Raw genomic sequence first — 12,120 nt, 5'->3', positions numbered from 1 at the left:
TCTGTTGAACCGGGACTTCCATGCGGACAGGCCGAACCAGAAGTGGGTCACCGATGTGACGGAGTTCAGCCTGTTCGGAGAAAAGCTCTATCTGTCCCCGATTCTCGATTTGCACAGCAACGATCTGGTCAGCTATACCATATCGGATCGTCCTGTGCTCAGCATGGTGACGACCATGCTGAACGAGGCATTTGCAAAAATTCCGGACGGAACAAACCTCATTCTCCATTCTGATCAGGGCTGGCAGTACCAACATAAACAGTATCAACGGATGCTCCGAGAGAAAGGCATCCGGCAGAGCATGAGCCGTAAGGGGAACTGTCTGGACAATGCTGTGATAGAAAATTTCTTTGGGCTGCTCAAAAGTGAGCTGCTATATCTGCAAAAATTTCAGTCCATGGAGCACTTCAAACAGGAACTCGTTGAATATCTGGATTACTACAACAACCGCCGCATCAAGGCAAAGCTAAAGGGCTTGCTGCCTGCAATTCACAGACAGCAAGCCCTTTCGGCTGCTTGAACAATTTTTACTTCAAAATATTGTCTAACTTTTTGGGGTCACTTCAATTTTCCTGTCCCTCTTTGGGGAAAAAGCTTATTTGGCGTCGTTTTTCGCCTTTCCCACGATTGCACCTACCACCGCTCCGGCAGGGCCGGCGACGATGCCGCCCACAGCGGCATGCTTGACAACGGTCTTTACGGCCTGGTCTTTGACCAGAGCGGCTCTGGCTTTCTCCGCCTGCGGACCGGTGCCCCAGGATTGGACCTCCAACATAGACTTTTTCCACTGTTGCATGATCTGTACCTCCTTGAGAAAATATGAAAAGGAGGCGTCCATTTTCATTTTTATCATAGCATGTTAAAATTTTAGAAACAATGAGCTGGGTGCATACCCTTTTGAGCGTTTTTTCGACAAAGAAATCAAAAGAATGTGTTGAAAACATGATTCTGGTTGGGTATAATAAAAAGAGCTATGGAAAGAACAAACCGACTGTGGTTTTGTGTGAAGATTTGGAGAAATGGGCGCCCAGACCCCACCCGGCAGCGGGGACGGGCTCTGAAAGCAGGCGGCCGGAGAAATGGAGCGGGAAAGATATGTCAGCAGGCGATATCGGAATTGATCTGGGTACGGCTTCCGTACTGGTTTATGTAAAGGGGAAGGGCATCGTTTTGTGCGAGCCCTCTGTTGTGGCGGTGGACAAGTCCACCGGCAAGATCCTGGCCATCGGTGAGGATGCCCAGAAGATGCTGGGCCGTACCCCGGGCAACATCATCGCTGTGCGCCCCCTGCGGGACGGCGTCATCTCCGATTATGAAATGACGGAGAAAATGATCAAGGAATTCATCCACAAGGTGCTGGGCTTCCGTCTGTTCAAGCCCAATGTGGTCATCTGTGTGCCTTCCATCATCACCGAGGTGGAGGAGCGGGCCGTCATTGACGCCGGCACCCAGGCCGGCGCCCGGAAGGTTTATCTCATCGAGGAACCTGTGGCCGCTGCCATCGGCGCCGGGATCGAGATCTCCAAGCCCGACGGCAACATGATCGTGGACATCGGCGGCGGTACCACCGATGTGGCCGTCATTTCCCTGGGCGGCATGGTGGAAAGCACTTCCATCAAGGTGGCCGGCGATAAGTTCGACGATGCCATCGTCAAATATGTGCGCCGCAAGCACAATGTGCTTATTGGTGAGCGCACAGCAGAAGAGCTGAAAATGACCATTGGCTGTGTCTATCCCCGGGAAGAGGAAGTGAGCATGGAGGTCAAGGGCCGCTGCCTGATGACCGGCCTGCCCCGGGTGTTCACCGTCACTTCCACTGAATTGCTGGAGGCCTTTGAAGAAGTGTCCACCAAGATTGTGGAGGCGGTACATTTCGTGCTGGAGCGCACCGCTCCTGAACTGGTGGGCGACATTGCCACAAACGGCATTGTCATGACCGGCGGCGGCAGCCTGATCTATGGCTTTGACAAGCTGATCGAATCCAAGACCGGCATTGCCACCCGTGTGGCCGACGACGCCATCTCCTGTGTGGCTCTGGGCACTGGCAAAACTTTGGAGAATCTGTCGGTGATGCAGGACGGCACCATGAACCTGTCCTGGCGGCGGCAGATGATGTAAGAAAAACGGCACAAGGCCCGGTCCCTGGGAAGGGGCCGGGCTTTTGACATATGGGCGAAAAGGAGAAATGGATATGTTGGCCTATACTTATGTGGAACAGGGCCGGTTTGCCCTCCTGGAAAAACCCCGGCCCCATGTGGAAGGGCCGGAGGATGTGGTGGTGCGGGTGACTTTGGCCAGCATCTGCACCAGCGATCTGCACATCAAGCATGGTTCAGTGCCTCGGGCGGTGCCTGGGGTGACGGTGGGCCATGAAATGGTGGGCCTTGTGGAAGAAGTGGGGGAGAAGGTACAAAAATTTGCTCCTGGCGACCGGGTGGCCGTCAATGTGGAGACCTTCTGCGGAAAATGCTTCTTCTGCCGCCAGGGGTATGTGAACAACTGCACCGATCCCCAGGGGGGATGGGCATTGGGCTGCCGCATCGACGGCGGCCAGGGGGAATATGTGCGGGTGCCCTATGGAGACCAAGGGCTGAGCCATATTCCACAGGGGGTATCCGATGAGCAGGCTTTGCTGGCAGGAGATCTGCTGGCCACCGGCTATTGGGCTGCCGACATCGCCGGGATCGAACCGGGGGAGTCGGTACTCATCATCGGCGCAGGCCCCACTGGACTGTGCACGTTGCAATGTGTGCTGCTGCATCAGCCAGGAGTGGTGATGGTGTGTGAAAAAGATCCTCAGCGGCGAAAATTTGTGGAAGAGCACTATCCCCAGGTGCTCACCGTGGCGCCAGAGGAGGCCGAAGAATTTGTGAAGGCTCATACTCCCCACGGCGGCGCCGGACGGGTGCTGGAAGTGGCCGGGACGGAGGACAGTTTCCAGCTGGCCTGGAAATGTGCCCGTCCCAATGGAGTGGTGACGGTGGTGGCGCTGTATGATGCCCCTCAGGTGCTGCCCTTGCCGGAGATGTACGGCAAAAACCTCACCTTCCAGACCGGCGGAGTGGATGGCTGCCATGTGGATGACATTCTCCAGCTGATCGCAGAGAGCAAACTGGACACCCGGCCGCTGATCACTCACAATTTCCCCTTGCGGGAGATTGAAAAGGCTTATGAGGTGTTTGAAAACCGGGAAGACGGGGTCATTAAGGTGGCCATCCAAATGGAGGAATAACTATGTTTCAGGACAAAGTAGCCGTGGTCACCGGCGGCGCCCAGGGCATTGGCCGGTGCATTTGTGAGGAGTTTGCAAAGCAGGGGGCTAAAGTCTGTACCATTGATCTGTTGGAAAACGATTTTTTCCAGGGGGATGTGGGGAAAAAGGAAGATCTGGAGCGGTTCGCCCAAAAGGTTATTCAGACCTATGGCCGGGTGGATTTTCTGGTGAACAATGCAAAACCCCTGTTCCTGGGCATCGATACCTGCACCTGGGAGCAATTCAACCAGGCTCTTCAGGTGGGGGTGGCGGCGCCTTTTTATCTGACCCAACTGCTGCTCCCCTATTTTGGAGAAGGAGCCAGCATTGTTAACATCTCCTCCAGCCGGGATCGGATGAGCCAGCCTTTCACCGAAAGCTATACCGCCGCCAAAGGGGGAATTGCCGCTCTCACCCATGCCTTGGCGGTGAGCCTGCGGGACAAAGCCCGGGTCAACTCCATCTCCCCCGGTTGGATCGACACCACCGGATCCCAGTTCTTCGGGGCCGATGAGAAGCAGCACCCTGCGGGGCGGGTGGGAACGCCCCAGGACATCGCCCAGATGGTGCTTTTCCTTTGCTCGGACAAGGCCGGATTCATCACAGGGGAAAATATTTGCATCGATGGCGGCATGACCCATCAGATGATCTATCATGACGATTGCGGCTGGCGTTTCCATGGCTGATCTTCAGCGGTTTCAAAGTCGGTTTGGCCTTTCTCTCAATCCTCAGCAGCAGGCGGCAGTGGAGAGTGTGGAAGGGCCTGTGCTGCTGCTGGCCGTGCCGGGCAGCGGCAAAACCACCGTGCTGGTCAGCCGGGTGGGGTATATGGTCTATGAAAAGCAGATTCCCCCGGAGCAGATCCTCACCGTCACCTATACCGTCTCGGCCGCCAGGGATATGAAGGCCCGTTTTTGCCGCAGCTTTGGGCAGGAGATGGGAAGTCGGCTGGAGTTTCGCACCATCAACGGCCTGTGCAGCCGGGTGATCCGCACCTATGAACGGCTGCTTGGGCGGCAGGCGTTTTCTTTGCTGGAGGACACCGGGGCCCAGGGGGCCCTTTTGGGAGAACTGTGTCGCAGACAACAAAAGGAGTTCGTGCCGGAAAGCACCGTCAAGGCCCTTCAGACCGCCATCACCTATGCTAAGAACCAGATGCTCACCCGGGAAGAGCTGGAAACGGTGGAGGTGGAGGGAGTGGATTTTCCCGCCCTGTTTCAAACTTACGATCAAACCCTCCGTCAGCGTCAGCAGATGGACTACGATGATCAGATGGTCTATGCCCGCCAGATCCTGCTGCGGTATCCAGAAGTTTTGGCTCGCTTCCAGGACAAATACCGGTATCTTTCGGTGGACGAGGCCCAGGATACCTCCAAGATCCAGCATGCCATTTTGGATCTTCTGGCTGGGCAAGAGAAAAACATCTTTTTGGTGGGGGATGAAGACCAGAGCATTTATGGCTTTCGCGCGGCCTATCCCCAGGCCTTGACTCAGTTTTCTAAACGATATCAAGGGGCCAAGGTGCTTTATCTGGAGAAAAACTATCGCTCCACTCCGCAGATTGTGGAGACTGCCCAAAACTTTATCCAAAAGAACCGGGACCGGTACCCCAAACACATGGAAGCGGTGCGTCCGGCGGGGCTGGCGGTGGAGAGCATTTCCCTGGCCAATCGAAGGGCACAATATTCCTACCTGATGCAGGTGGCCCAGGATTGCCAGGAGGAGACGGCGGTACTTTATCGGGACAATGAAAGCGCTTTGCCTCTCATTGACCTGCTGGTCCGGAAGGGGATTTCCTATCGGTGCCGCCAGGTGGACAGCGCCTTTTTCACCAGTCGGGTGGTGCAGGATATCAGCAATATCATTCGTTTTGCCCAGGACCCTCAATCCTCTGCGTTGTTTTTGAATATCTATTATAAATTGGGAGCAGGCATCCGGAAAAAGGACGCCGAGGAGGCGGCAACGCAAAAAGGAAAGGGCACCATTTTGGAACGACTGGCGGAAAATCCCCAGGCTTCTGCTTTCACCCGACGCCAGTGCCGGGCTTTGCAAACCCATCTGGATCATATGCTGTTGGAGCCGGGGGACAAAGCAGTGTACCGTATTGTCCGGTTTATGGGATATGGGGAGTATTTGCAGCGCCAGGGGATGGAATCGGGAAAGGCTCAGATTTTAGAATCTTTGGGGACGATGGAAAAAAGCCCTATGGATCTGCTGCGGCGCTTGGGAGAGCTGGAGGACCTGGTGCGGCAAGGGGGAGAGCCGGATTGTCCCTTTGTGCTTTCTACCATTCATTCCAGTAAAGGCCTGGAATATGACCGGGTGATCCTGATGGATGTGGCCGACGGCATTTTCCCGCGGACAGGCCAGCCGGAACCGGAGGATGAAGAAGCCTGGAAAACCTGGGAAGAGGAACGGCGGCTTTTTTATGTGGCGATGACCCGGGCCAGGAACCGGCTTCAGGTGTTCCGTTTCCGACATCCGGAGATGGAGTCCACATTCAGCCAGGAGATCTTTCCGGTGAAGAAGCCTTCCCGGGCTCCTGCTGCTCTCCGACCTACGGTGAGCAAAAAGCCGGGTACGATGGCCCAGCGTCCCGCGGCCCTGGAAAAAAAGCCGCAGGTTTTGCCTGCTGGAGCAGAGCAATATTATGTGAAAGGGGCGGCTTTGAGCCACCGGCGCTTTGGGCCGGGGATCATTGCAGACCGACAAGGAGACCTGGTCACCGTGGCCTTTCTAGATGGCAGCCAACGGACATTCTCTCTGGCCGCCACGCTGGGGCTGGGACAATTTGCACCGGAAAAATAAAAAAACGCCTGAAAAGGCGTTTTTCAGACTGTCGAAAAACCTATATAACGAAAAGGGTCGTCCGCCCTACCCTTATAAATCCGCAAAAAGCCGCGACCTGTGCGTGGCTTTTTGCACTTCTCAAGGGGCAAGTGTGCGCCAAAGGCGTGCATACAGCCCCTTGCAAAAACTCGAAAAAGTGGCCTAAGCCACTTTTTCGACACGCTCAAAAACGCCTGAAAAGGCGTTTTTTATTTTGTTATGATGGCTGTCACGACATCCGCCCATTGGGAAGAAACAGGAGCGACCGGAAGAGAAGAAATTTCCTGGAAGCTGAGGGTGAAATCACCGAAAAAGTTATGCACCCGCAAGCTGCTATCGGGGAAAACACAGTGGATCTCCCACCGGATATCGCCGGTCTGGAGCGGATGGGTGCGGGTGCCTTTGTTGGGGATCAGGCCCCATAGGCTGCGGCGGAACTCGGCCTGTTTTAAAAGGGCCAGGATCTGTTCAAATTCTTTATTTTCTGGTGTGAAGGTTCGGTTATAGGCCACACTTTCCCGAGGGCTTTCTTTATAGAAATCTCCTTGCAGGGTGATGCTGGTACATTGGGACAAATCCAGGCCGGGGAGAAGCTGCTGGAGGGAAAGGCTGCGCCGGTAAAACAGGGCCAGGGCCGCACAAAGCGATAAAATCAAAAGGATAATTGTTTTCTTGCGCTGCTTCATGGTTCCACCTCCTCTTGTGATATTATATATCATATCAGTGTAAAAAAGCAAGACAAACAGGGTTGCAGCTTTTTTTCGCCCCCGGTATAATAAAAAAATAGCAAGAATTCAGCCAAAAGAGGGAGGAAAACAGATGAAATGGATCCATTTGTCCGATCTGCATCTGGGAAAGCGGGTCAACGGCTTTTCCATGGTGGAGGATCAAGCCTATATTTTGAAGGAGATTCTGGAGATTGTCCGTCGGGAAGAACCCCAGGGGGTGCTCATCGCCGGGGATGTGTATGACAAAACGGTGCCCTCGGCCGAAGCGGTGGGGATGCTGGACGATTTTCTGGTGTCCCTATCCCGGCTGGGGCCTCAGGTTTTCCTCATCAGCGGCAACCATGATTCCCCCGAGCGATTGGCTTTTGGCGGCCGGCTGATGGAGCAGAGCGGCGTTCATCTGGCGCCGGTGTATGATGGAAATCCCTGCCGTTTTACCCTCCAGGATGCCCACGGGCCGGTGGATGTTTTCCTGCTGCCCTTTTTGAAACCGGTTCATGTGCGCCGGTTTTTCCCGGAGGAAACCATCGAAAGCTATACCGATGCACTCCGGGTGGCCATCGACCATCTGGGAGTGGAGGAAGGAAGGCGGAATGTGTTGGTGACCCATCAGTTTGTCACCGGCGCTGCCCGCTGCGAATCGGAGGAACTTTCCGTGGGAGGCAGCGACAATGTGGACGCCTCTGTCTTTGCCCCCTTTGACTATGTGGCCCTGGGACATATCCATGGCCCTCAGCAGGTGGGAAAGGCTACCATTCGCTATTGTGGTACGCCCCTGAAGTACTCCTTTTCGGAAGCAAACCATGAAAAGTCGGTGACTGTGGTGGAGATGGAGGAAAAAGGGAATGTATCCATCCGCACCATTCCTTTGATGCCTTTGCGGGATTTGCGGGAGATCCGGGGAAGTTATGAAGAAGTGACCCTGCGGGATTTTTACGAGGGAAAGGATTTTCGGGAAGATTATCTCCACATCATCCTCACCGACGAGGAAGATGTGCCCGATGGGGCGGCCAAACTGCGGCTGATCTATCCCAATTTGATGAAGCTGAGCTATGACAACCGGCGCACCCAGAACCAGGCCCAGTGGGAAGAGATGGGGCCAACGGAGGAGAAAAGCCCTCTGGCGATGCTGGAAGAATTTTATGAAAAACAAAATGGCCAGCCTATGCAGGAGACCCAGCGGTCTTTTGCCTTGGGGCTGATGGAAGAAATTTGGGAGGATGAGCCATGCGACCGCTGAAATTGACCATGTCGGCCTTTGGACCCTATGCAGGGGAAACGGTGGTAGAACTGGAAAAGCTGGGAGAAGAAGGGCTCTACCTGATCACCGGAGACACAGGGGCCGGGAAAACCACCTTGTTTGATGCCATCGCCTACGCATTGTACGGGGAACCCAGCGGGCAAAACCGGGATGCTTCCATGTTCCGCTCCCAGTATGCAAGCCCGGAGATTCCCACCTTTGTGGAGCTGGAATTTACTTATCGAGGCCAGAAATACACTTTGCGCCGCAATCCGGAATACCAGCGCCCGGCCAAGCGTGGCGAAGGGATGACCACCCAAAAGGCGGAAGGGGAGCTGCATTTGCCCGATGGGCGCATCATCACCCGCCCACGGGAAATCACTGCGGCCATTACTCAGATTATCGGCCTGGACAGAAACCAATTTTCTCAGATCGCCATGATCGCCCAAGGAGATTTCCTCAAGCTCCTTTTGGCCGACACCAAAAGCCGGCAGGAAATTTTCCGGGAAATATTCCAGACCCGGTATTATATGGTGTTCCAGGACAGAATCAAGGCTCTGACTCTCCAGGAAGGCAAGGAATGTGAGCAGGCCCGGCAAAGTATGCGCCAGTATGTGGAGGGCATCCAGTGGGAGGAAGGAGATCCCCTGGCGGATCAGGCTCAGCAGGCCCGGCAGAATCAGCTGCCTTTGGAAGAGACAGTGGATGTGCTGGAGCGACTTTCTTCCCAGGACCGACGGCGGGAAGAACAGCTGAGCAGTCAGCTGAAAGAGCTGGAAGAGCAGCTGGCCCAGGTCAACGCCCAGCTGGGCAAGGCGGAAGAGCGGGAAAAGGCCCAAAAACAGCTGGAAGAAACCAAAAAGCAGCTGGAGGAGCAGCGGCCCCAGGCGGCGCAGGCCCAGAAGTGCCTGGAAGAACAGCAGAAGCTGGCGCCCCAGCGGCAGGAGATCATTGGCCAGTTGAAAGCCCTGGAAGGGGAACTTCCGGCCTATCAACAGCTGGAAAAAGGAAAAAATCAGCTGAAAGCCTTGGAGGAAAAGGCCCAGGCGCTGGAAGCGCATCAAGGGGAGCTTCAGAATCGGCAAGAGGCTGTGAGCCGCAAGGCCGAAGAGCTGAAACAGCAGGCAGCGGCCTTACAGGAAGCGGCCGCTTTGCGGGAAAAGGCGCTGGGAGAGCAGCGGGAGGCGCAGACCCGTCAGGCGCTCTGGCAGGCAATTCAGCAGGACCGCAAAACCTGGGAGGGCTATGCCCAGCAGATCGGCAAGGGAAAAGCCCAGGAAGAAAAGCTGGAAGAGCAACGCCAGGCGGATGGCAAGACGCGGGAAGAACTGGAACAAAAGCAGCAGGAACTTTCCCGGCGTTATCAGGAAGAGGCTGTGCTGAAAAGCTTGCAGGAGCGGCTGCTGGCTCAGCAAACCCAGGCCCGGCAGGAGGAAGAGAGCCTGGGGCAGCTGGAAGGGTTGGCTCAAGACTGGGAACAGGCGGAAAGCGCCTTGAAAAAGGCCCAGCAGGCATACCAGGAGGCCTGGAATGTGCAGTCCCAGCGGGATGCCCAATACCAGGAGAAAAACCGGGCTTTTCTGGCCGAGCAGGCCGGGCTTCTGGCTCAGGAACTGGAAGAGGGAAAACCCTGCCCGGTATGCGGCGCTCTCCAGCATCCGACTCCGGCCCGTTTGTCCCCTCAGGCTCCTACCAAGGAAGAGGTGGAGCAGGCCAAAGCAGCGCTGGAAAAAGCCCAGGAGCAGGCGTCGAAAAGAAGCCTGGAAGCGGGACAGTGGAAGAGTCTGGTTCAGGAGCGGCAGCAACGGCTGGAAGCGGCCCTTCATCAGCGGGATGAAAAAGCTTCGTCTGCTCAAGCACGGGAAAAGCTGAAAGGCTGGAAAGAAGAGGTTCAAAGGCAACGGGAAGCTCTCAAACAGCAAGAGCAGGAACTTCTCCGGCGGCAGCAAGAGCGCCAGGAGATGGAGCAGCATCTGAAAGGGCTGGAAGAGCGGCGTCAGGCCAATCTGATCCGGGAAAAGGAGCGGGAAGAGGCCTTGCACAGGCTCCAGCTGGAGCGCCGGAGCCTGGAAGGGCAGAAGCGGCAGCTGGAGCGGGATCTGAAACGGCGTTTGGAAGACCAGGGAGAGACTTGTCCCTTACTGGATGCCGAAGAGGTGATCCTGCGGCGTTTGCAGGAGGAGAAAGCGGCCCTTTGTCAGCTGGAGCAAGTGGTGAAACAGCGGGAAGAAGAGATGCGGCAGAAGGAAGTCCTGGAAGGAAAAATACAGGACAGCATCCAGCAGCGGGATCAGCTGATCCGGGAAAAGGAAGAAGCAGGCACGCAGTTGGCTCAGGCCCAGGCCGAACGGCAGGGAGTGGCCGGGCAGGTGTCTGCATTGGCCGGACAGCTGCGCTTCCCCGATGTGCGCCAGGCTCAAGCCCATCATGCCGATTTGAGCCGGCAGCGGGAAGAGATGGAACAGGCCCTGTTGCAGGCCGAGCAGGATAATCGCCAGCAGCAAACCCGTCTGACACAGCTGGAAGCGGCTCTCCGGCAGCTGACAGAGCTGCTGCGTCAGGGAAGCGATGCCGATCGAAAGACCCTGGAAGAAAGAAATCAGGTATTGACCCAGCAGCGGCAGGAAAAACTGGAGCGGCAGCAGCAGATCCGCACCCGGATGCAGACCAATGAAACCATACGGGAACAGGTTGTGGATAAATCCCGGGATCTAGCCCGGCGGGAAGAGCGGTACCGCTGGATGGCGGCTCTTTCCGACACCGTCAATGGTTCCTTGAGAGGCCAGGAAAAGGTGATGCTGGAGACCTATGTGCAGATGACCTTTTTTGACCGGATCATCAGGCGGGCCAACCGCCGGTTTTTGGTGATGTCCGGCAATCAATATGAGCTGCGGCGCAAGGCTGGTGGGGAAAATAACCGGAGCCAGACCGGTCTGGAACTGGAAGTGATCGATCACTATAACGGCTCTTGCCGCAGCGTACGCAGTCTGTCCGGCGGCGAGTCTTTCCAGGCGGCGTTGTCCCTGGCCCTGGGGTTGTCCGATGAAATTCAGTCGGTTTCCGGCGGTGTGCGGCTGGATACCATGTTTGTGGACGAGGGTTTTGGTTCGCTGGACGAAGAATCCCTGGCCCAGGCTATCCAGGCGCTGAACAGCCTCACCGAAGGGAAAAAGCTGGTGGGTATCATTTCCCATGTGGCTTCGCTGAAAGAAAAAATCGAAAAACAGGTCATGGTGAAAAAGGACCGGTCCGGCGGCAGTCGGGTGGAACTGGTTTTATAGAGCAGCAAAATCAGGCCTTCCGATGGTTTGTGAACTTTTTTCTTATAGAGTTTTACCCATTTGTGAATATTAGCACTCTAACCTTGACAGTGCTAAAAAACAGACTATAATAAAGGTGTACTAAAAAAGAAGGCCTGAATAAGACCTCTGAGCGGGCACGACTTTACATCGTATCGAATGGAGGAATGATTTATGTTGCCCAGTATTTTTGGTGAAAATTTGTTTGATGAGTTCTTTGGAAACGCCTTTGACAACGACTTTTGGAGCACACAGAATCCGCTTTATGGCAAGAGGGCCAAGAACCTGATGAAGACCGATGTGAAGGAAGAGGAAGATGCATACAGCATCGCCATCGACCTGCCGGGCTTTGATAAGGACAATGTGCAGGCTCATCTGGAGGACGGCTATCTCACCGTCACGGCTAATAAGAGCAGTGAGCAGGATGAGAAGAATGAGAAGGATCAGAAGGGCCGTTATATCCGTCAGGAGCGCTATTCCGGCTCCTGCAGCCGCAGCTTCTATGTGGGTGATATTCGCCCGGATGAAGTGAAGTGCTCCTATGAAAGCGGTGTGCTTCGCATTCGCATCCCCAAGCGGGATATGCAGCTGCCCGAAGGCCGCAAACAGATCGCCATCGAATAACTTTTGGATGAAAATGCCCCGGCCGTATTGAACTGCACCCCATTTGTTAGACAGTATGATATACTATCTAACAGATGGGGTGATTTATTATGTCAAGAGGAAAACCAAACAAACGATACACGCCGGAATTCAAGAAGCTGGTCGTAG

Annotated in this window: 10 protein-coding genes; 8 read left to right on the top strand and 2 right to left on the bottom strand. The window is 55.3% G+C overall.

Features of this window, described 5'->3' with window-relative positions:
- A partial coding sequence (locus KQI26_RS14335) for an IS3 family transposase (protein ID WP_216504943.1) occupies nucleotides 1-520 on the top strand: 520 nt, incomplete at its 5' end.
- Between the two features lie 75 nt (nucleotides 521-595).
- Here KQI26_RS14335 and KQI26_RS14330 read toward each other — a convergent pair.
- Nucleotides 596-796, bottom strand: coding sequence for a hypothetical protein (locus tag KQI26_RS14330; protein WP_216504942.1), 201 nt, complete (start codon nucleotides 794-796; stop codon nucleotides 596-598).
- 299 nt (nucleotides 797-1,095) lie between these two features.
- Between KQI26_RS14330 and KQI26_RS14325 the strand changes: the two genes are divergently transcribed.
- The 4 genes from KQI26_RS14325 (at nucleotide 1,096) to KQI26_RS14310 (ending at nucleotide 6,061) form a co-directional block, all read left to right on the top strand.
- Nucleotides 1,096-2,118, top strand: a complete 1,023-nt coding sequence (locus KQI26_RS14325; protein ID WP_216504941.1) for a rod shape-determining protein — start codon at nucleotides 1,096-1,098, stop codon at nucleotides 2,116-2,118.
- A gap of 73 nt (nucleotides 2,119-2,191) precedes the next feature.
- Nucleotides 2,192-3,232 (top strand): alcohol dehydrogenase, encoded by a 1,041-nt coding sequence (locus KQI26_RS14320; protein WP_216504940.1) that lies wholly within the window; start codon nucleotides 2,192-2,194, stop codon nucleotides 3,230-3,232.
- Between the two features lie 2 nt (nucleotides 3,233-3,234).
- The gene (locus KQI26_RS14315) at nucleotides 3,235-3,939 is read left to right on the top strand and encodes an SDR family oxidoreductase (protein ID WP_216504939.1); all 705 of its coding nucleotides are present in this window, start codon (nucleotides 3,235-3,237) and stop codon (nucleotides 3,937-3,939) included.
- Complete coding sequence (locus tag KQI26_RS14310) at nucleotides 3,908-6,061, top strand: ATP-dependent helicase (protein ID WP_253292881.1); 2,154 nt, start codon at nucleotides 3,908-3,910, stop codon at nucleotides 6,059-6,061. Before KQI26_RS14315 ends, KQI26_RS14310 begins: the two co-directional genes overlap by 32 nt.
- Nucleotides 6,062-6,291: 230 nt before the next feature.
- On the opposite strand, the gene KQI26_RS14305 is transcribed toward KQI26_RS14310, so the two are convergent.
- Nucleotides 6,292-6,768: a hypothetical protein gene (locus tag KQI26_RS14305; RefSeq protein WP_216504938.1), complete on the bottom strand. Its 477-nt coding sequence runs from the start codon at nucleotides 6,766-6,768 to the stop codon at nucleotides 6,292-6,294.
- A 133-nt stretch (nucleotides 6,769-6,901) separates the two neighbouring features.
- Here KQI26_RS14305 and KQI26_RS14300 point away from each other — a divergent pair, with 133 nt between their 5' ends.
- The 3 genes from KQI26_RS14300 to KQI26_RS14290 all read left to right on the top strand — a co-directional run bounded on the left by KQI26_RS14300 (nucleotide 6,902) and on the right by KQI26_RS14290 (nucleotide 11,973).
- Nucleotides 6,902-8,050, top strand: coding sequence for an exonuclease SbcCD subunit D (locus tag KQI26_RS14300; RefSeq protein WP_216504937.1), 1,149 nt, complete (start codon nucleotides 6,902-6,904; stop codon nucleotides 8,048-8,050).
- Complete coding sequence (locus KQI26_RS14295) at nucleotides 8,038-11,331, top strand: SbcC/MukB-like Walker B domain-containing protein (protein WP_216504936.1); 3,294 nt, start codon at nucleotides 8,038-8,040, stop codon at nucleotides 11,329-11,331. Before KQI26_RS14300 ends, KQI26_RS14295 begins: the two co-directional genes overlap by 13 nt.
- 192 nt (nucleotides 11,332-11,523) lie before the next feature.
- Entirely contained in the window at nucleotides 11,524-11,973 is a 450-nt protein-coding gene (locus tag KQI26_RS14290; RefSeq protein ID WP_216504935.1) for an Hsp20/alpha crystallin family protein, read from the top strand.
- Nucleotides 11,974-12,120: the final 147 nt, after the last annotated feature.

It is taken from the genome of Intestinimonas sp. MSJ-38 (genome assembly GCF_018917925.1).
Classification (GTDB): Bacteria; Bacillota; Clostridia; order Oscillospirales; family Butyricicoccaceae; genus Pseudobutyricicoccus.
The sequence above is the reverse complement of the archived record's forward strand: the minus strand, read 5'-3'. Positions and strand labels throughout refer to the sequence as shown.